Below are 18,656 nucleotides of genomic sequence, written 5' to 3'. Positions count from 1 at the left end.
GGCGATCAAACCCCGCGCCCATCCCGGCGAGCGCTTGGGGATCGGTAGCTTACAGGTGGCTGATGATCAGTTCCATCTTGCCTTCGAGGTCAATGGAGCTGACGGTACTGGGTGCCAGCAGGTGGCTGCCCTTGTGAACGGGCTCGCCGCACACGGTGCCCTCGCCGTCGATGACCGACAGGCACATGAAGGGCCAGCGCTGCTCCAAGGTCTTGCTGCCGTCGACGCGCACGCGATCGACGGTGTAGCAGGGGTTGGACTCGAGCTCGGTTACGCCATCGACCTCGGGCGCGGTTACGGTACCGTCGGTCGGTGCCTGCGCGTTAAAGTTGATGCAATCGAGGCTCTGCTCAATGTGCAGTGGGCGCAGCTTGCCGTCGGTGCCGGGACGGTCGTAGTCGTACAGGCGATACGTCACGTCGCTCGACTGCTGCGTCTCCAAAATGAGCGTGCCGGTCTTAATAGCGTGCACGGTACCGGAATCAATCTGGAAAAAGTCGCCCTTGTGGATCGGCAACACGTTGAGCATCTCGTCCCAACGGCCCTCCTCGATCATCTGCGCAGCCTCGGTGCGGTCGTGCGCGCGTTGCCCGACGATAATCGTGGCACCGGGCTCGCAGTCCAGCACATACCAGCACTCGGTCTTGCCCAGGCTGCCGTTCTCGTGCTCGGCGGCGTACTCGTCGTTGGGATGAATCTGGATCGAAAGGTCGTCCTTGGCGTCCAGAATCTTAATAAGCAGCGGGAACTCCTTGCCCTCGCAGTTGCCAAAGAGCTCGCGGTGCTCGGCCCACAGCCACGAGAGCGTGTGACCGGCATACGGGCCCTCCGCAATCTGGCAGTCGCCGTTGGGATGGGCCGAGATGGCCCAACACTCACCGATGGGACCCTCGGGAATGTCGTAGCCAAATACGGTTTCGAGCTGGCGGCCGCCCCAGATCTTCTCGTGGAAGATCGGCGTCAGTTTAATCAAATCGGACATGTTCATACCCCCATGGCGTTGCGCGGCCGCCCGCTCTAAATGAGCCAAAACGAGCGCCCGCATGACTACAAAAACCTATGCCAACGTTACGTTGTGCAGCTCAAAGCGGTCGCCGACGTTGTGCGAGATCGAATGCTCAAAGGCGATGCCGCTATCTAAAAAGCCAATCTGGCTGAGTTCGAGTAGGGGAGAGCCGGGCTTGGTGTCCAGGCGCTCAGCTTCTTCCTCGGTTGCCGCTACGGCGCGGATGGTGCGGTGGAAGCTCGAAATCTTCAGCCCACATTGCTCGCGGATGAAGCTGTAGACCGATCCGTACAGATCTTTCTTTTTAAGGCCCGGGATCAATTCGAGGGGCATGTAGGTGTACTCGATAACGATGGGCTTCTCGTCCACCTGGCGCACGCGCACGATGTGATAGGCAAAGTCATCCTCGGCAATTCCCAGCTGAGCGGCGACGTCCGCTGGTGGATTGACAATCGAGAAATCGTAGACTACCGAGGACACCTTCTCCCCGCGGTGCTCATGCGAAAAACCCGCGGCGCGGTCGTTCTTGCCCTGGAAAAACGCCTTGCCGGGAAGCCCCGCCGTGTCCTTGACGTAGGTACCCGATCCGCGCCGGCTGGTGACAAGGCCCTCCTCGGTGATCTGCTCGATAGCTCGTTTGACGGTGATTTTGGAAACGCTATAGAGCTCGCAGAACTCAACGACGGTGGGCAGCTTATCGCCCGGCTTAAGAGCGCCGTCCTCGATGCTTCGACGGATATCCGCAGCTATCGCCTCGTATTTGGGAATCATGGAACCCCCTTTCCGACATACATAAATACATAAGTAAGTATAACCATCTGCAAGGTATCCATATAATTCTTATCTAAGAAGTTCGAGAAAGAAAAAAGAAAAAGACGCTTTACTTATAAAATTAGAGCGCTATAGTTGTAGGCAACGAACGGAGCCCTGCAGTACAGCAGGGCCGACCGTTTGGGGACGGTTTTGTTTTGGCGGGCTGGATATCTGGATAACCGGTGCGCGCCCGCGCCGGATTGTCTGCCAAAGCAAACCCGTCTCCAACCGGAAGCTCTAGAACACGAAAGTGAGGACTTGATGGCACAGTATCAGCTGCCCCGTGACTTCTTCTTTGGCGCCGCTATGTCCGGCCCGCAGACTGAGGGCCAGTGGAACCAGGGCGGCAAGCTCGAGAACCTGTGGGACACCTGGTCCATCCAGGATCTGGGTTCGTTCTACAACCGCGTTGGCTCTTATGCCGGCAATGACTTTATGGCTAAGTACCAGGAGGACCTTCGCATTATGAAGGACTTGGGCCTGGATACCTATCGCACGTCCATCCAGTGGAGTCGTCTGCTCGATGCCGACGGCAACCTTAATGAGGAGGGCGCCGCGTGGTACCACGAGCTGTTCCGTGCCTCTCGCGAGGCCGGCTTGGAGCCGTTCGTCAACCTGTACCACTTTGACATGCCCACCTACCTCTTTGACCGCGGCGGTTGGGAGAGCCGTGAGGTCGTCGAGGCTTACGCTCATTACGCCGACGTTGCCTTCCGCGAGTTTGGCCAGGAGATCAAGTACTGGTTCACCTTTAACGAGCCTATCGTCGAGCCCGAGCAGCGCTATCAGGAGGGCGTGTGGTTCCCGCAGCTCCACGACTATAGCCGCGCTCGCACCGTTCAGTATCACATCTCGCTGGCGCATGCGCTGGCCGTGGCCAACTACCGCCGCGCCTATGACGAGGGCGCCGTTCGCAGCGATGCCAAGATTGGCATGATTAACTGCTTTACCCCGGTCTACACCAAGGAGAACCCCAGCGAGGCAGACCTCGAGGCCGTGCGTATGACCAGCGGTATCAACAATCGCTGGTGGCTCGATCTTATTACCAAGGGTGAGCTTCCCGCCGACGTGCTCGACAGCCTGGCCGAGGGCGGCGTTAAGCTTCCGTTCCGTGCCGGCGACCAGGAGATTCTCAAGCAGGGCGTTGTCGACTGGCTCGGTTGCAACTACTACCACCCCACGCGCGTCCAGGCTCCGGCGAGCAAGGTCGACCAGTACGGCCTGCCGCACTTTGCCGATGAGTACGTGTGGCCCGACGCCGTTATGAACGAGAGCCGCGGCTGGGAGATCTACCCGCAGGGTCTCTACGACTTTGGCATGGACTGCGCCAAGAATTACCCCGATCTTGAGTGGTTCGTTTCCGAAAACGGTATCGGCATCATGGACGAATACAAGAACCGTGACGCCGAGGGGACCATTCAGGACGACTACCGCGTCGACTTTGTGCGCCAGCACTTGGAGTGGGTCGCCAAGGCGATCGCCGAGGGCGCCAAATGCCGCGGATACCATTATTGGGCCGTCATCGATAACTGGTCTTGGGCAAATGCCTTTAAGAACCGTTACGGCTTTGTCGAGGTCGACCTCATGGACGGCTACAAGCGCCGCCTTAAGAAGTCGGCGGCTTGGCTCAAGCAGGTCGCAACGACCCACGTGGTCGACTAGCGACCAGACAAACGCCCAGACCGCGCGCCGCCGCGCGCAAAGCATGGCACATCTGGTGGCAGAGGGCGACAGACCACCGTGCGCATAGGAAAAGGCCGGATTTGAAAGTTAGGAGCAATCATGGCCAGTGACAACGGAAAGAGCTTCCTCGACAAGTTTGCCGAGGTCTCTGCGAAGGTGGGAAACCAGGTTCACCTGCGTTCCCTGCGCGATGCCTTCGCAACCATCACGCCGCTCTATATCCTTGCGGGTATCGCGGTTCTTATTAACAACGTCGTGTTCCCTCTGTTCCCGCTCGATGCAGCGGGCCTTGCCAACCTTCAGACTTGGGGCTCGGCAATTACGCTGGGCACCCTCAACGTCTCTGCCATCATCTTGGCTGGACTGATTGGCTACAGCCTCGCTAAGAACGAGCGCTTCGATAACCCGCTTGCCTGCGTGGTCGTTGCCATCTCCGCTTTCGTCATCATGATGCCGCAGCAGATCACCGCCACGCTTGCCGCCACGAGCCCGCTGCTCACCGACAAGATTACCTCTGCCGAGGTCACGGGCGCCCTTTCGACTGCCAACACCGGTACCAACGGTCTGTTCGCGGCCATTATCATCGCCCTGCTCTCCGTCACGCTCTTCATTAAGATTTCCGGCGTCGAGAAGCTCAAGGTCAAGCTGGGCGAGGGTGTGCCTCCTGCGGTCTCCAACTCCTTTAACGTCATGATCCCGATGCTGCTCAACCTCTCGATTTTCGCCATTGCCGCGGCTCTGCTCGCCGTGTTTGCCGGCACCGATCTGTGCACCATCATCTCCACGTGCATTTCCAACCCGCTCAAGAGCATCATGAACGCCGGTCCGTGGGCTGTTATTCTCATCTACACGCTTGCGAACCTGCTGTTCTGCGTCGGTATTCACCAGTCCACCATCTCTGGCGCTACCGTCGAGCCGATCCTGACCATGCTCATCGTCGACAACATGGCTACCTTTGCCGCCGGCGGCACCATCCAGCCCGATCACTACATGAATATGCAGATCGTCAACAGCTTCGCCCTCATCGGCGGCTCGGGTTGCACCCTCATGCTCCTGCTCGATACCTTCCTGTTCTCCAAGAACAAGGCTTCCAAGACCGTTGCCAAGATGGCTATCGTTCCTGGCCTGTTTAACATTAACGAGCCGGTCATCTACGGTTACCCCGTCGTGTACAACCTGCCGCTCATGATTCCGTTCGTTCTTCTTCCCGACCTGTTCATCGGCATCACCTATGGCCTGACCTGCGCGGGCATCATTAGCCCCTGCATCGCCCAGGTGCCTTGGACCATGCCTCCCGTCATCAACGCCCTGCTTGCCACGGGCTTTGATTGGCGCGCCGGCGTGTGGCAGGCTCTCGAGCTCGTCATCGGCATGGCTGTCTACCTGCCCTTTATGAGGATCTCCGAGAAGGCCATCGCCAAGCAGGAGGCCCTTGCCGAGCAGAACGCCTAAACGTTCTCTTTCCCTTCCATCGTTGCGGGCGCCGGTACGCGGTGCCGGTGTCCGCGGCTCTCCTCCTGCGTAAAGCTGCAGGGGGTGGGTACAGTAGCCGCAAGGAATAAAACCAGTTGTCGTCTGCGCGCCGCGCAGTAATAAGGAGGAAACCATGAAGAAGATCATGCTTTGCTGCAATGCCGGCATGTCCACGAGCCTGCTGGTCCAGAAGATGCAGTCCGAGGTCGCGAGCCGCGGTCTGGACATCGAGGTCGAGGCTCGCCCCATGAACGAGGCTCACGATCACCTGGACGAGTGCGATATCTTGCTGCTCGGCCCGCAGATTGGCTACACCAAGGGCGATTTTGAGAAAGAGGCCGCCGGTCGTTTCCCGGTCGAGGTCATCAACATGGTCGACTACGGCCGCATGAACGCCGCCGGCATCATCGACCACTGCGTCAGCGTGATGGGCTAGGTGCGGCGCATGGAGGATATGAACGAGCTGCAGATGACCTGCTTTGAGATCATCAGCTACGTCGGCACCGCCAAGAGCATGTACATCAATGCCGTGCAAAAGGCCAAGGAGGGCGATTTTGACGCCGCCGAGGAGCTTATTAAGCAGGGCGACGAGGCTTACAACGGTGGCCACGATGTTCACATGGGGCTTCTGAAGAAGGAGGCCAACGGCGAGCGTAACGGCGAGGCCCCGCTGATTCTGCTGCATGCCGAGGACCAGATGGCGGGCACCGAGACCATGCGCGTCATGGCCACGGAGCTCATCGAGGTCCACAAGCAGCTGCAGGCACTGAAGGCCTAGCCGGCGTTATTGCCGTGACGGACCGTGCGGTCCAACAGACAACACAGTCCCTTTCACGGGCGCCAGGAGTCTCCGCCTCCCGGCGCCTTTATATTTGGGGAAGGTCTTGCGCGACCTTTTGAGCGGTCGTTTGCGTTTTCACAGATAAAACCTGCCAAAACAAACCTGTCCCTTTTTGGCAGGTTTTTGCCTTGGGAGCGGTACCATACAGGCAATGTTTAAACGAGAAAGGCGGGCTCCCATGGAACCTAAGCAGTATTACATCGGCATCGACGTCGGCGGCACTTCGGTTAAGGAGGGCCTGTTCGACGAAGGCGGTAACCTGCTGGCCAAGGCCAGCGTGCCTACGCCTCCTATCGTTGACGCTGCGGGCTTTGCCGCGGTGACCGAGGCTATCGACCAGGTGGTCGCCAAGGCCCAGATTCCGCGCGCCTTTGTGGCGGGCATTGGCCTGGCAGTTCCGTGTCCCATCCCGGCATCGGGCGATGCCAAGGTCAAGGCCAACATTGCCATTAACCTGCCCGAGCTGAGAGTCGCCATTCAGGAGCACTGCCCCGACGCGGTCGTTAAGTACGAGAACGATGCCAACGCCGCTGCCATGGGCGAGGCCTGGCTCGGCTCTGCCAAGGGCGTGCAGAACGTGGTGATGGTCACCATCGGTACCGGCGTGGGCGGCGGCGTTATCGTTAACGGCGACGTGGTGTCGGGCGTTGTGGGCGCCGGCGGCGAGATTGGCCACATGTGCCTGAACCCCGAAGAGGAGCGCACCTGCGGCTGCGGCGGACATGGCCACCTGGAGCAGTATTCCAGCGCCACCGGCGTGGTGAGCAACTACCTTGCCGAGTGCAAGAAGGCAGGCGTCGAGCCCATCGAGCTCACCGGTCCCTCCGATTCCAAGGACGTGTTCCAGGCCTGCCGCGAGGGTGACAAGCTCGCGCTGGCCGCGGCCGATACCATGGCCGACTATCTCGGTCGCGCCCTGGCGCTTATTGCCAACGTGGTCGATCCCGAGATGTTCCTCATCGGCGGCGGCGCATCCGCCTCGGCCGATGTCTACCTCGACAAGGTCCGCGAGCACTTTAAGCAGTACGCGCTTTCCGCCTCGCGCGAGACGCCCATTAAGGTCGCTTCGCTCGGCAACGACGCCGGCATCATCGGTGCCGCCTACGTAGCCCTGCGCGCCGCCGGTAAATAGCTGCTGCAAGGGGGCAGACTTCGCCCCAACACTTGCCCCAAATTGCGCCGCGGCCCTTGCGTCTCATAAGGTTCGGCGCCAGCGTGCTACCATAGCTACGTCCAAGTACACATATCAAGTGGAGGATATCCATGGCAAACGTTCTTGTCTTTGGTCACCAGAACCCCGATAACGACGCCATCATGAGCGCCGTCGTCCTGTCCCAGCTGCTCAACCAGGTTGAGTATGCCGGCAACACCTACGAGGCTTGCGCTCTGGGCCAGCTTCCGGCCGAGTCCGCCAAGCTGCTCGCCGACGCCGGCATCGCCGAGCCTCGCGTGATCGAGTCCGTCGAGGCCGGTCAGCTCGTCGTCCTCACCGACCACAACGAGTCTGCCCAGTCCGTCGCCGGCCTTAAGGACGCCACGGTCTTTGGCGTCGTCGACCATCACCGCATCGGCGACTTTGAGACCGCCGGCCCGCTGCATTACATCTGCCTGCCCTGGGGCTCCAGCTGCACCATCGTCACCAAGCTCGCCGGCGTGCTCGGCGTTGAGCTTTCCGACGTCCAGGCCAAGCTGCTGCTCTCGGCCATGATGACCGACACGCTCATGCTCAAGAGCCCCACCACCACCGATGTCGACCGCGCCGTCGCCGCCAAGCTCGGCGAGCAGGTGGGCGTCGACCCGGTTAAGTTTGGCATGGAGGTCTTCCTCACCCGTCCGTCCGGCTCCTTCACTGCAGCCGAGATGGTCGGCAACGACATCAAGATGTTCGAGCCCGCTGGCAAGAAGCTGCTCATCGGCCAGTACGAGACCGTCGACAAGACCCGTGCACTCGGCATGATCGACGAGATTCGCGAGGCCATGCGCGCCTACGCCGCCGAGAAGGGTGCCGACGGCATTGTCCTGTGCATCACCGACATCATGGAGGAGGGCTCGCAGGTCCTGCTCGAGGGCGAGACCGAGGCTGCTCAGAAGGGCCTGGGCATTGCCGACGAGCACGACGGCGTCTGGATGCCGGGCGTCCTCTCCCGTAAGAAGCAGGTCGCTGCCCCCATCATGGCCGCCTGCTAGGTTTAGTTGACCGAACGCCACGACCGGATCGCGGACGCCCCGCGCTCCGGTCGTTTTTTGTGCACGGCGCCGCGTCGTCTCTCGGACGGGTGTGCCCGTGCCGTTGAGCAAATAATGTTCAACCTGTGGTTCCGCTTTTCGGCCACGCCTGCGTGCTTGTCGTGCAGGGTAGGCTAGATGCAAGCGTAATACGTTAGAGCGCGGCGCCGCCACTTGGGCGGGCCGTGCTTTTTTAAGACGGGAACTTTCCCGTGAAAGGAGCCGCCCATGGCAGCAACTGAGCAGCTGTTCAACGTTCGTGAGCGCAAGCGCTTTGAACGTCACGACATTTGGGAGCGCATCGCAGAGAACGGCACGATTTCCGCCGCGGTCATGGTGATTGCTGCCATCGCCGCCGTCATTTGCGCCAATACCGATGCCTACGAGGCCATCCATCACTTTTTGGAGACCCCGCTGTATGTGGGTCTGGGCAACCTTACGGCTGGTCTCACCGTTGAGCTTTTCGTCAACGACTTCCTCATGGCGATTTTCTTTTTGTTGGTGGGCATTGAGCTTAAGTACGAGATGACGGTCGGCGAGCTCAAAAACCCGCGTCAGGCCATGCTTCCCATGCTGGCAGCCGTGGGCGGCGTCGTCGTTCCCGCCTGCATCTACCTGATCTTTAACCATGCCGGCGCGCACAACGGCTGGGCCATTCCCATGGCAACCGATATTGCCTTTGCGCTGGGCGTGCTGTCGCTTTTGGGCAATCGCGTGCCCAACGGCGTGCGCGTGTTCTTCTCGACGCTCGCCATCGCCGACGACCTCATCTCCATCGCCGCCATCGCCATTTTCTACGGTCAGAGCCCCAATCCGTTTTGGTTGGGCGCCGCCGCGCTTGTGACCTGCGCGCTCGTGTGGCTCAACAAGACGCAGCATTACCGCCTTGCCCCGTATTCGGTACTGGGTCTGCTGTTGTGGTTCTGCATGTTCAAGAGCGGCGTACATGCCACGCTTGCTGGCGTCATCTTGGCCTTTACCATCCCGGCCAAGTGCGGCGTCAAGCTCGATAGCCTCACCGATTGGTTGGGCGAGTGCCTGCCGCTGCTCGATGACCGTTACGATGACGAGGCACACATCCTGGGCCAGCATGACTTTACCGTCTCGACCACCAAGGTCGAGCGCGTCATGCACCGCGTGACCCCGCCGCTCATCCGCATGGAGCGTCTGATCTCCACGCCGGTCAACTTTGTGATCCTGCCGATCTTTGCGTTCGTAAACGCTCAGGTTCGCTTAGTGGGCGTGGACATGAGCACGCTGCTCACCGACCCGGTGACGCTCGGCGTGTACTTTGGCATGCTGCTGGGCAAGCCGATCGGCATCTTTGGTATGACGTTTGCCCTGGTTAAGCTTAAGGCCTGCGAGCTGCCGCACAATGTCAACTGGCACATGATTGCCGGCGTGGGCATTCTGGGCGGTATCGGCTTTACCATGTCGATTCTCATCAGCGGCCTTGCCTTCCCGACGGCCCAGTTTGAGGTTCTTGCAGCCAAGGCCGCTATTCTCGCCGGCTCTGTCACCGCGGCCGTGCTTGGCATGATCTACATGAGTGTGATCTGCAAGCACCCCGCGACCAAGGACGAGTAAGAGCGCGAAAACCGGCTCCAGAACCGATTCGGGCGCGTTCAAAATGCGGATTCGGGCGGTGCTTGCCGCCTGCCAGACGCGCCAGCGGTCAAAAAACGCCGTTTGTGAGTACTGTCACAAACGGCGTATCATTTTAGGTGCGGAAAATAATGAACAAAGTTATAAGAACTGTACGTTAATGAGTGACCATCGACTTCCAATTTGGCGCTAGCTGACGGTGATTAGGAAGTTTCAAGTCGAGTTTTGCCGATTTCGACCAAGAATCGCTGCTACTAAAAAGGTAACAGTACTCATATTTGCCCTTTTTTGGCCACAAGCCCTAAAACAAGCCTCGCCAAGGTCGGGAAGCGGGCCAAATCGCCGGCCTCGAGGCTTATTCCACGGTTCCGTAGACGGCGCCCCAGCCGTGGGCGGCTAGGGCCGAGTTAAGCTGGTCACACAGCGACTGGCGGTCGTAATAGCCGGGCGGTAGCAGGTTGACGATTTCCATGAGATCGGGCGCCAGGTCCAAGATTTCGGCCTGTACGATCAGGTCCAGGCGGTCGATGGCATGGCGGTCGTAAAACAGCCCGTCGACCAGGCGCTGCAGGTCGCCGAATTCCTCGGCCCTAAACGATCCGTATTCCATAGTGCCTCCTTGGGCGCCCCACGCCGGCATGCGCGGCGATGTCGTAATTCATTGCGATGGACTTAATCTATCACGGCTTCATACCGTTGCGGCGGTGGCGGTCTATACTTAGACGAACTGCAACGTACCGCTTCGCGAAAGGTCGCACCCATGCAGACGATCTACCAGAAGATGGAAACCACCGAACTCGATGCCGCCATCGAGGCGCTCAAAGCCGAGGTCGCCGAGGTCAAGGCCAAGGGCCTGGCGCTCGACATGGCCCGCGGCAAGCCGTCGCCCTCCCAGGTGGACATCTCTCGACCCATGCTCGATATCCTCAATGCCGATGCCGATCTGCACGACGGCAATGTCGACTGCTCCAACTACGGCTGCTTCGAGGGCATTCCCTCGGCTCGCAAGCTGGCAGGGGAGTTTTTGGGTTGCCCCGCCGAGCAGACGCTTGTGCTGGGCTCATCGAGCCTTTTGATTGAGCATGACATCGCCGGCATGTTCTGGCGCTGTGGCTCGTGCGGCAGCGAGCCCTGGGACGCCTACGAGGCCGCGCACGACGGCAAGAAGGTCAAGTTCCTGTGCCCCGTTCCCGGCTACGATCGCCACTTTGGCATCACCGCCGACTTGGGCATCGAGAACGTCCCCGTCGCGATGACCGACAACGGCCCCGACATGGACGAGGTCGAGCGCCTCGTTGCCGCCGACGACTCCATCAAGGGTATCTGGTGCGTGCCCAAGTATTCCAACCCCACGGGCATCACCTTTAGCGAGGACACCGTGCGCCGCCTGGTCGAGATGCCCACGGCCGCGCCCGATTTCCGCATCTTCTGGGACAACGCCTACTGCGTGCACGACCTGTACGACGAGACCGACGAACTCGCAAACATCTTTGACCTCGCTCGCGCGGCGGGCACCGAGGATCGCGTGGTGGCATTCGCCTCGACGTCAAAGATCACCTTCCCGGGCGCCGGTATCGGCTTTATCGGTGCGAGCCCCGCGGTTATCGCTGAGTTCTCCAAGCGCCTGAAGGCTGGCCTTATTAGCGCCGACAAGCTCAACCAGCTGCGTCACGTGCGCTTCCTTCCCACTATCGAGGCGGTCAAGGAGCACATGAAAAAGCATGCCGAGTTCTTGCGCCCGCGCTTTGAGGCCGTTGAGCGCAAACTCACCGAGGGTCTGGGCGATACGGGTTGCGCCACCTGGACGCACCCCCGCGGCGGCTACTTTGTGAGCTTCGATGGTCCCGAGGGCTCGGCCCAGAAGGTCGCCGCGCTTTGCGCCGACCTGGGCGTCAAGCTCACGCCGGCCGGTGCTACCTGGCCCTATGGCAAGGACCCGCGCGACACCAACATCCGCATCGCGCCGAGCTATCCCACGGTCGAGGACCTGGAGGCCGCGCTCGATGTGCTGGTGCTGGCCGTCAAGCTCGTCGCTGCCGAGCTTGCGCGTGCCGAGCGCGCCTAACGCGCGGCTTCCCGTACTATCCGCACTTTCGATACGTAAAGGAGCGTATACATGGATTTGGGTATTTCCACCAACCCCACGCCGGAGCTCTACACCATTAAGGTCACCGGCGAGATCGATATCTCTAACGCCGATAGCCTGCGCAATGCCATCGACCTGGCGCTCGAGCAGCCCACCGAGGCCGTTGAGCTCGATTTTGCCCAGGTGAGCTACATCGATTCGACGGGCATTGGCGTGCTCGTGGGCGCCGCGCACCACGCGGTCGACCACGGCAAGCGCTTTAGCTGCACCAATGTGCAGCCCCCGGTGATGCGCGTGGTTCAGCTGTTGGGTGTCGACCAGGAGATTTCGATCACCGCTGCATAATCTTTGTTCCCAAAAGGGCGTGCCGTTTGGCATATGTTTGTGATGCGCTCGGACGTTTTGGCGTCCGGGCGCTATACTTGACCGAATGAATAGGCGAGTTCCGGCCGAATGGCGCGGTGCGGGCTCGACTCACATCGAGCCTTGGAGGTATGTGTGTTTGGTATTGGAGAGGGTGAGCTCGCGATCATCGTGGTCTTCGGCTTTTTGCTGTTTGGCCCGGATAAGCTCCCGCAGATGGGCCGTACGATCGGCCGTGCCATCCGTCAGTTCCGCGAGACGCAGGAAAAGATGACGGCCGTTGTTCAGTCCGAGATTATCGATCCGGTAAGCGAGGCCGCGTCGGCCCCGGTCAAGCCCAAGAAGGCTGCTGCGACCGACGACGATTCCGATGCGGACGAGGACGCCGCCGAGACGGCAGCGCCCGCCAAGAAGGAGACCTTTGCCGAGCGTCGCGCCCGTCTTGCTGCCGAGAAGGCCGCAAGCGAGGGTGCTGCTGAGGGCGAGAATGCTGCCGAGGAGGCCGAGGGTGCAGAGCCTGCCGTTGCTGCTGATGCTGCCGTCGAGCCCGAGCCTGCTGCAGAGCCGGAGCCCGAGCCGGCAGAGCCCACGACGGCTGACCTCTACGCCCGTCGTCCCCGCAAGCGCAAGGCCGTCGTCGACCAGCTCGCTCGCGAGCTCGAGGCCGAGGACGACGCTGCTGCCGCCGACGCCCCGAAGGGAGGCGATGAGTAATGCCTATCGGACCTGCGCGTATGCCGCTCTTCGATCACCTGGGAGAGCTTCGTCGCCGCCTGACCATCGTGGTCGTGTCGGTGTTTGCCGCCGCTATCGTGCTGTATTTCGCCACGCCCGTGGTGCTCGACATCCTGAAAGACCCCATCCGTTCCTTTGTGCCGGACGGGAAGTTCTACATCACCACCACGCTCGGCGGCTTTGGCCTGCGCTTCTCGCTTGCCATCAAGATGGCCGTGGTCATGTGCACGCCCATGATCATCTGGCAGATCCTGGCGTTTTTCCTGCCGGCACTGCGCCCCAACGAGCGCAAGTGGGTCGTGCCCACGGTGCTCACCTCGACGGTGCTGTTTTTCCTGGGTGCCATCTTCTGCTACTTCATCATTATCCCGGCAGGCTTTGAGTGGCTCATCGGCGAGACCTCGGCCGTCGCTACGGCGTGGCCCAATCTGGAGGACTACGTCAACATGGAGCTGCTCTTTATGATCGGCTTTGGTGTGGCGTTTGAGCTGCCGCTCATCATCTTCTACCTGTCCGTTTTCCACTTCGTGTCCTACGCGGCCTTCCGCAGCGCCTGGCGTTACGTATACGTTGGCCTGCTCGTGGGCTCGGCTGTGATTACGCCCGACGGTTCGCCCGTTACGCTGGGTCTCATGTATGGCGCCCTGCTCTCGCTCTACGAGATTTCGCTCGCCATCGCTCGCGTGGTCATTACCGCGCGCGAGGGCAAGGAGGGCCTGTTCGTGAGCCGTCTGGACCTGTTCTCGGACGACGAGGACGACGAGGAGTAAATCGGTATGCACGAGGTTGGCATTGTCAACGGCATACTCGATACAGTGATTCGCGCGGCGCGTGGGGCAGGGGCCTCGCGCGCCGTTTTGGTAACGCTGCGTATCGGGGATATGACCGAAGTTGTGCGCGAGGCGCTCGACTTTGCGTGGGAGACGTTTCGCGACGAGGACCCGCTTACGCGCGGCTGCGAGCTTGCCGTGGAGGAGGTCCATCCACAAAGCGAGTGTCTGGACTGCGGTGAGGTTTTCGATCATGACCGCTTCCACTGCCGCTGTCCCCAGTGTGGCGGCGCCAACGTGCGCCTGCTGCACGGTCGCGAGCTCGACATCGCCAGTATCGAAATCGAAACCCCCGACGATTAGCCCGCCAGCCACCTGGGAACGGGGTATAAAGGGGCCAAAGTAAGGAGCGCTAAGTATGGCCGAGAAAACGATTGATATCGCGTCGCCGATTCTGTCGCGCAACGAGCGCCTGGCAGATCAACTGCGCAAGCGTTTTGAACAGACGAACATCTACGTGATCAACGTGCTGTCGAGCCCCGGCTCGGGTAAGACCACCATGATTCTGGGCACCAACGAGCGTCTGCGTGACAAAGCCGGCCTGCGCTGTGCCGTCATCGAGGGCGATATCGCCTCGGATGTCGACGCCATCACCATGAAGGAAGCCGGCATGCCCGCCATCCAGATCAACACGGGCGGCCTGTGCCACCTCGAGGGCAACATGATCATGGAGGCCGTCGACGCCTTCGACCAGGCCGTCGGTCTGGAGAACATCGACGTCATCTTTATCGAAAACGTGGGCAACCTGGTCTGCCCGGTCGACTTTGACCTGGGCGAGAACCTGTCCATCATGATTCTCTCGGTGCCCGAGGGCGACGACAAGCCCATCAAGTACCCGGGCATCTTCCAACACGCCGGCGCGCAGCTGCTCAACAAGGTCGACGTGGCTCCGGCTTTCGATTTTGACATGGATAGGTATACTAAGACACTCGATGACCTCAATCCGCAAGCGCCGCGGTTTGCCGTGAGCGCGCGCAAGGGCGAGGGCATGGATGCCTGGTGCGATTGGCTCATCGGGCAGATTGAGCAAGCAAGGGCGTAAGTCGGCCGCCATACGGGCGGGCGTAGCCGCAGAGATACGAGATAGGAGCCTCTTTTGAAGCTCATCATCGCCGAGAAAAACGATGCCGCGCGTCAAATCGCCGAGCGGCTGTCCACGGGTAAGCCCAAAAAGGACAAGGTGTACAACACCGCCATCTACCGTTTTGAGTGGAAGGGCGAGGAGTGCGTGACCATCGGCCTTGCCGGTCACATCCTGGCACCCGATTTTTGCGACAGCGTGCTGTTCGATAAAAAGCTGGGCTGGTATTCGGTCACCGAGGACGGCGAGATGCTGCCGGCCGACATGCCCGATGGCCTGGCTCGTCCGCCCTACGACACCAAGCGCAAGCCGTTTCTTGCCGATGGTATCTCCATCAAGGGCTGGAAGCTCGAGAGCCTGCCTTACCTCACCTGGGCGCCCGTCATTAAGCTGCCGGCCGAGAAAGAACTCATTCGTTCGCTCAAGAACCTCGCTAAAAAGTCCGACAGCGTCATCATCGCCACGGACTTCGATCGCGAGGGTGAGCTGATCGGTTCGGACGCCCTCAACAAGGTGCGCGAGGTCGCGCCGGACTTGCCGGTCGCCCGCGCCCAGTATTCTTCATTTACCAAGGCCGAGATTACGCAGGCCTTCGACAATCTTGTCTCGCTCGACCAGAATCTGGCCGACGCCGGCGAGAGCCGCCAGCACATCGACCTCATTTGGGGCGCGGTGCTCACGCGCTACCTGACGCTCGCCAAGTTTGGCGGCTTTGGCAACGTGCGCTCCGCCGGCCGCGTGCAGACTCCGACGCTCGCCCTGGTGGTCGAGCGCGAACGCGAACGCATGGCGTTTGTGCCCGAGGACTATTGGCAGATTCGCGGCATGGGTGCCGCTCAGGGTGCTGCCGAGGATGACCGCTTTAAGATTGCGCACAAGACGACACGTTTTACCGACAAAGATGCTGCCGAGACGGCGTACGGCCACGTCGACGGCGCTACGACGGCAACCGTCGCCGCGGTGACCAAGCGCTCCCGCAAGCAGCAGCCGCCCACGCCGTTTGCGACGACCTCGCTGCAGGCTGCCGCCGCGGCCGAGGGCATCTCACCTGCACGTACCATGCGCATCGCCGAGTCCCTCTACATGGCGGGCCTCATCAGCTATCCGCGTGTCGACAACACCGTGTACCCTGCGACGCTCGATCTGGGCGCCGTGGTGAGCGACCTGGCAAAGATCAACCCGGCGCTGGCGCCCGTGTGCAAAAAGGTACTCGCCGGCCCCATGAAGCCCACGCGCGGCAAAGTCGAGACCACCGACCACCCGCCCATCTACCCCACGGGCGAAGGCGATCCGTCCACGCTCGACGGCGGCCAGCGCAAGCTCTACGACCTCATCGCCCGCCGCTTCCTGGCGACGCTTATGGGTCCCGCGACCATCGAGAATACCAAGCTCGAGCTCGACGTGAACGGTGAGCCGTTCGTGGCTTCGGGCGATGTGCTCGTGACCCCGGGTTTCCGCGAGGCGTACCCGTACGGACTCAAGCGCGACGAGCAGATGCCGCCGCTGGAGCAGGGCGACACGGTCGACGTGTTCGACATTAAGCTCGAGGCCAAGCAGACCGAGCCGCCCGCGCGCTACAGCCAGGGCAAGCTCGTGCAGGAGATGGAAAAGCGCGGCCTGGGCACCAAGTCCACGCGCGCGAGCATCATCGAGCGCCTGTACGCCGTGCGCTACCTCAAAAACGATCCCGTTGAGCCGAGCCAGCTGGGCATCGCCATCATCGACGCGCTGACGCAGTTTGCCCCGCGCATCACGAGCCCCGATATGACCAGCGAGCTCGACGGCGACATGACTCGCGTCGAGCGCGGCGAGGACACCGAAGAGCATGTCGTGACGCACTCGCGTGCGCTGCTGGCCGGCGTGCTCGACGAGCTGCTCAAGCATACGCAGGAGCTCGGCGACGCCATCAGCGACGCCGTCACGGCCGATGCGCGCGTGGGCACCTGCCCCAAGTGCGGCAAGGACCTGGTTATGAAGACGAGCGCCAAGACCCGCGGCAGCTTCATTGGCTGCATGGGCTGGCCCGACTGCGACGTGACCTATCCGGTGCCGAGCGGCGTCAAGGTGAGCCCGCTCGAGGGCGAGGCCGCCGTGTGCCCCGAGTGCGGTGCGCCGCGCATCAAGTGTCAGCCGTTCCGCCAGAAGGCTTTCGAGATTTGCGTGAACCCGACGTGCCCCACCAACTACGAGCCCGACCTTAAAGTGGGCGAGTGCAAGGTGTGTGCCGAGGCCGGACGCCATGGCGACCTGATCGCGCACAAGAGCGAGAAGAGCGGCAAGCGCTTTATCCGCTGCACCAACTACGATGACTGCGGCGTGAGCTATCCGCTGCCGGCGCGTGGCAAGCTCGAGGCGACGGGCGAGACCTGTCCCGAGTGCGGCGCCCCCATCGTGGTGGTCAACACGGCGCGCGGTCCGTGGCGTATCTGCGTCAACATGGACTGCCCGACCAAGGAGAAGAAGCCCGCCCGCGGCCGCAAGACGACAACCAAGGCGAGCACGGCAAAGAAGACGACGGCGGCCAAGAAGACGACGGCTAAGAAAGCCACTGCCGCCAAGAAGACGACCGCGAAGAAGTCGACTGCCACGAAAGCAGCCGCCGACAAGTAACGGCGCAGTCGAAACATTGCCCAAAACAAAACGAGCGAGGGTCCTATGATCCACGCTCGTTTTTTATCCGGCAGTTAGGGACGTTCCTTTTCTGCCGGCAGTTTAGGAACGTCCCTAACTGCCGGCTCGGGAACGACAAAGCGCTAGTTCACCTCGACAGGCTTGGCGCCGGGATAGCGCTCCTCAAAGTCTAGGCGGTACTTATTGTCATTGGTGCCCGCCACGTTGTCGCGCGACAGCGGCGCCACGATCTCATTCTTGTGGTCCGCAGGCTTGGCGTATTTCAGGCTGATCTCCCAGGCATCACAGATTGCGTCAATGCGGTGATCCAGGTCGTCGTACAGGGCGATGATGTCCTTCCAGGAGCTGTAGTTCTTGGAGCTCGTCGGGACGTCCAGGTCCTCGACGATGTCGTAATACTGCTCGATGGTGTCCTCCGTGCGCTCGGCGACGTCGGCGAGATTTTGACGGGTGGTTCGATCCTCTTCCAGATAGTTGCCGTTGAAGTTCTGCGCGCAGCCACGGACCTGGCTGTCGAGATCTTCGAGCAGGTCGTAGTATTCGCTCAGTCGGCGGTAGAGGTTCTGCTCAGAGAGCGTTGCTTCGCCGCCATCCTCGTCGTCATCGTCATCATCGTCGTACAGGCTGTTGGGATCGCCGAGAGGCTTTAGGTCATCGTCGTCGACGTCATGGTGCAGCTTAGCTACCTCGGCAGTCGTCTGCGTGGCGGCGTTGTCGAACGGTCTGATTGCAAAGAAGATGACCAGGGCGATGATGATCGCCACCAGCACAACGATAACGGCGATAAGCGGCCCGGTGCCGCTCTTTTTGGGAGCGGGGGTCTGTGGCGAAGCGGGCACGTATGCGGGGGCCGGCTGCTGTTGGGGCGAGCCGCTCGCGACGGGTATGCGCTGCGTGGTCTCGACGGCCTCGGTCCTTGCGGCGGGGTCGGGGCTATAAGCGAGGGAGTCGTCCGCCTTGGCTTGCGGCGTATCAAGGGAGCCGGTCTGTTCAAAAGCGGGCTGGCTATCGCTCGCGGCTGTTTGCTCAACGGGTGCACCGCACGAGGTGCAGAACTTGGCATCATCCGCAAGAAGCTTGCCGCACGAGGCGCAATACCGAGACATTGCCACTCCTTTCGCCACATTTCAATGCAATACGACGATTATACCCAGCATCCAAAATTCCCCATCATAAGTTGCGGTGAAATAGGGACTGTTTGGCGGTCTCAGAGCTTCAATCAGCCCCTATTTCACCGCAACTTTGGAAAGGCACCTTTAGCCATTGGGGACGCGCCGAGCACT

The 18,656-nt window shown here is 61.0% G+C and carries 18 protein-coding genes; 14 read left to right on the top strand and 4 right to left on the bottom strand.

Going from position 1 to position 18,656, the window contains the following annotated elements; translation table 11 throughout:
• Positions 1-49 precede the first annotated feature (49 nt).
• Positions 50-982, bottom strand: coding sequence for a type I phosphomannose isomerase catalytic subunit (locus tag I2H81_RS02040; RefSeq protein WP_411266922.1), 933 nt, complete (start codon positions 980-982; stop codon positions 50-52).
• A gap of 75 nt (positions 983-1,057) precedes the next feature.
• Positions 1,058-1,777 carry a GntR family transcriptional regulator gene (locus tag I2H81_RS02035; protein ID WP_195644328.1) on the bottom strand — a complete coding sequence of 240 codons (720 nt, stop codon included), beginning with the start codon at positions 1,775-1,777 and terminating at the stop codon, positions 1,058-1,060.
• A gap of 303 nt (positions 1,778-2,080) precedes the next feature.
• Here I2H81_RS02035 and I2H81_RS02030 point away from each other — a divergent pair, with 303 nt between their 5' ends.
• From I2H81_RS02030 to nhaA, 7 genes are all read left to right on the top strand, one after another.
• The gene (locus tag I2H81_RS02030) at positions 2,081-3,481 is read left to right on the top strand and encodes a glycoside hydrolase family 1 protein (RefSeq protein ID WP_195644327.1); all 1,401 of its coding nucleotides are present in this window, start codon (positions 2,081-2,083) and stop codon (positions 3,479-3,481) included.
• Positions 3,482-3,601: 120 nt separating this feature from the next.
• Positions 3,602-4,954, top strand: coding sequence for a PTS sugar transporter subunit IIC (locus tag I2H81_RS02025; RefSeq protein ID WP_117799799.1), 1,353 nt, complete (start codon positions 3,602-3,604; stop codon positions 4,952-4,954).
• Between the two features lie 154 nt (positions 4,955-5,108).
• Positions 5,109-5,411, top strand: a complete 303-nt coding sequence (locus I2H81_RS02020; RefSeq protein ID WP_117735519.1) for a PTS sugar transporter subunit IIB — start codon at positions 5,109-5,111, stop codon at positions 5,409-5,411.
• Positions 5,412-5,420: 9 nt separating this feature from the next.
• Complete coding sequence (locus tag I2H81_RS02015; RefSeq protein WP_199407153.1) at positions 5,421-5,753, top strand: PTS lactose/cellobiose transporter subunit IIA; 333 nt, start codon at positions 5,421-5,423, stop codon at positions 5,751-5,753.
• Positions 5,754-5,994: 241 nt separating this feature from the next.
• Positions 5,995-6,948 (top strand): ROK family protein, encoded by a 954-nt coding sequence (locus I2H81_RS02010; RefSeq protein WP_229107997.1) that lies wholly within the window; start codon positions 5,995-5,997, stop codon positions 6,946-6,948.
• A 131-nt stretch (positions 6,949-7,079) separates the two neighbouring features.
• Complete coding sequence (locus I2H81_RS02005) at positions 7,080-8,003, top strand: manganese-dependent inorganic pyrophosphatase (protein ID WP_118226883.1); 924 nt, start codon at positions 7,080-7,082, stop codon at positions 8,001-8,003.
• 267 nt (positions 8,004-8,270) lie between these two features.
• Positions 8,271-9,629 (top strand): Na+/H+ antiporter NhaA, encoded by a 1,359-nt coding sequence (gene nhaA, locus I2H81_RS02000; protein ID WP_195644325.1) that lies wholly within the window; start codon positions 8,271-8,273, stop codon positions 9,627-9,629.
• A 373-nt stretch (positions 9,630-10,002) separates the two neighbouring features.
• On the opposite strand, the gene I2H81_RS01995 is transcribed toward nhaA, so the two are convergent.
• Entirely contained in the window at positions 10,003-10,257 is a 255-nt protein-coding gene (locus I2H81_RS01995) for a hypothetical protein (protein ID WP_117772872.1), read from the bottom strand.
• A gap of 150 nt (positions 10,258-10,407) precedes the next feature.
• Between I2H81_RS01995 and I2H81_RS01990 the strand changes: the two genes are divergently transcribed.
• The 7 genes from I2H81_RS01990 to I2H81_RS01960 all read left to right on the top strand — a co-directional run bounded on the left by I2H81_RS01990 (position 10,408) and on the right by I2H81_RS01960 (position 17,352).
• Positions 10,408-11,712, top strand: a complete 1,305-nt coding sequence (locus I2H81_RS01990) for an aminotransferase class I/II-fold pyridoxal phosphate-dependent enzyme (protein WP_195644324.1) — start codon at positions 10,408-10,410, stop codon at positions 11,710-11,712.
• Between the two features lie 51 nt (positions 11,713-11,763).
• The gene (locus I2H81_RS01985) at positions 11,764-12,078 is read left to right on the top strand and encodes an STAS domain-containing protein (protein ID WP_035137695.1); all 315 of its coding nucleotides are present in this window, start codon (positions 11,764-11,766) and stop codon (positions 12,076-12,078) included.
• 153 nt (positions 12,079-12,231) lie between these two features.
• Positions 12,232-12,810, top strand: coding sequence for a twin-arginine translocase TatA/TatE family subunit (locus I2H81_RS01980; RefSeq protein WP_195644323.1), 579 nt, complete (start codon positions 12,232-12,234; stop codon positions 12,808-12,810).
• Complete coding sequence (gene tatC, locus I2H81_RS01975) at positions 12,810-13,601, top strand: twin-arginine translocase subunit TatC (RefSeq protein ID WP_195644322.1); 792 nt, start codon at positions 12,810-12,812, stop codon at positions 13,599-13,601. Before I2H81_RS01980 ends, tatC begins: the two co-directional genes overlap by 1 nt.
• 6 nt (positions 13,602-13,607) lie before the next feature.
• On the top strand, positions 13,608-13,964 hold the full coding sequence (gene hypA / locus I2H81_RS01970; RefSeq protein ID WP_022093859.1) for a hydrogenase maturation nickel metallochaperone HypA: 357 nt from the start codon (positions 13,608-13,610) through the stop codon (positions 13,962-13,964).
• 55 nt (positions 13,965-14,019) lie between these two features.
• Positions 14,020-14,703, top strand: coding sequence for a hydrogenase nickel incorporation protein HypB (hypB, locus tag I2H81_RS01965; RefSeq protein WP_195644321.1), 684 nt, complete (start codon positions 14,020-14,022; stop codon positions 14,701-14,703).
• Between the two features lie 54 nt (positions 14,704-14,757).
• Positions 14,758-17,352 (top strand): DNA topoisomerase I, encoded by a 2,595-nt coding sequence (locus I2H81_RS01960; protein WP_195644320.1) that lies wholly within the window; start codon positions 14,758-14,760, stop codon positions 17,350-17,352.
• A gap of 143 nt (positions 17,353-17,495) precedes the next feature.
• Here I2H81_RS01960 and I2H81_RS01955 read toward each other — a convergent pair whose 3' ends face one another.
• Positions 17,496-18,479 carry a zinc-ribbon domain-containing protein gene (locus tag I2H81_RS01955; RefSeq protein WP_195644319.1) on the bottom strand — a complete coding sequence of 328 codons (984 nt, stop codon included), beginning with the start codon at positions 18,477-18,479 and terminating at the stop codon, positions 17,496-17,498.
• Between the last annotated feature and the right edge of the window lie 177 nt (positions 18,480-18,656).

Source organism: Collinsella aerofaciens, from assembly GCF_015561195.1.
GTDB lineage: Bacteria > Actinomycetota > Coriobacteriia > Coriobacteriales > Coriobacteriaceae > Collinsella > Collinsella aerofaciens_AC.
This window is presented reverse-complemented; position numbering and strand designations above follow the sequence as displayed.

What these genes read in the sequence shown, in the direction of transcription:
- I2H81_RS01985 (WP_035137695.1), top strand. Translation starts at nt 11,764, where the DNA reads ATGGATTTGGGTATTTCCACCAACCCCACGCCGGAGCTCTACACCATT.
- I2H81_RS01990 (WP_195644324.1), top strand. Translation starts at nt 10,408, where the DNA reads ATGCAGACGATCTACCAGAAGATGGAAACCACCGAACTCGATGCCGCC.
- I2H81_RS02025 (WP_117799799.1), top strand. Translation starts at nt 3,602, where the DNA reads ATGGCCAGTGACAACGGAAAGAGCTTCCTCGACAAGTTTGCCGAGGTC.
- hypA (WP_022093859.1), top strand. Translation starts at nt 13,608, where the DNA reads ATGCACGAGGTTGGCATTGTCAACGGCATACTCGATACAGTGATTCGC.
- I2H81_RS02040 (WP_411266922.1), bottom strand. Translation starts at nt 982, where the DNA reads ATGTCCGATTTGATTAAACTGACGCCGATCTTCCACGAGAAGATCTGG.
- I2H81_RS02020 (WP_117735519.1), top strand. Translation starts at nt 5,109, where the DNA reads ATGAAGAAGATCATGCTTTGCTGCAATGCCGGCATGTCCACGAGCCTG.
- I2H81_RS01995 (WP_117772872.1), bottom strand. Translation starts at nt 10,257, where the DNA reads ATGGAATACGGATCGTTTAGGGCCGAGGAATTCGGCGACCTGCAGCGC.
- I2H81_RS02035 (WP_195644328.1), bottom strand. Translation starts at nt 1,777, where the DNA reads ATGATTCCCAAATACGAGGCGATAGCTGCGGATATCCGTCGAAGCATC.
- nhaA (WP_195644325.1), top strand. Translation starts at nt 8,271, where the DNA reads ATGGCAGCAACTGAGCAGCTGTTCAACGTTCGTGAGCGCAAGCGCTTT.
- hypB (WP_195644321.1), top strand. Translation starts at nt 14,020, where the DNA reads ATGGCCGAGAAAACGATTGATATCGCGTCGCCGATTCTGTCGCGCAAC.
- I2H81_RS02030 (WP_195644327.1), top strand. Translation starts at nt 2,081, where the DNA reads ATGGCACAGTATCAGCTGCCCCGTGACTTCTTCTTTGGCGCCGCTATG.
- I2H81_RS02015 (WP_199407153.1), top strand. Translation starts at nt 5,421, where the DNA reads ATGGAGGATATGAACGAGCTGCAGATGACCTGCTTTGAGATCATCAGC.
- I2H81_RS02010 (WP_229107997.1), top strand. Translation starts at nt 5,995, where the DNA reads ATGGAACCTAAGCAGTATTACATCGGCATCGACGTCGGCGGCACTTCG.
- I2H81_RS02005 (WP_118226883.1), top strand. Translation starts at nt 7,080, where the DNA reads ATGGCAAACGTTCTTGTCTTTGGTCACCAGAACCCCGATAACGACGCC.
- tatC (WP_195644322.1), top strand. Translation starts at nt 12,810, where the DNA reads ATGCCTATCGGACCTGCGCGTATGCCGCTCTTCGATCACCTGGGAGAG.
- I2H81_RS01955 (WP_195644319.1), bottom strand. Translation starts at nt 18,479, where the DNA reads ATGTCTCGGTATTGCGCCTCGTGCGGCAAGCTTCTTGCGGATGATGCC.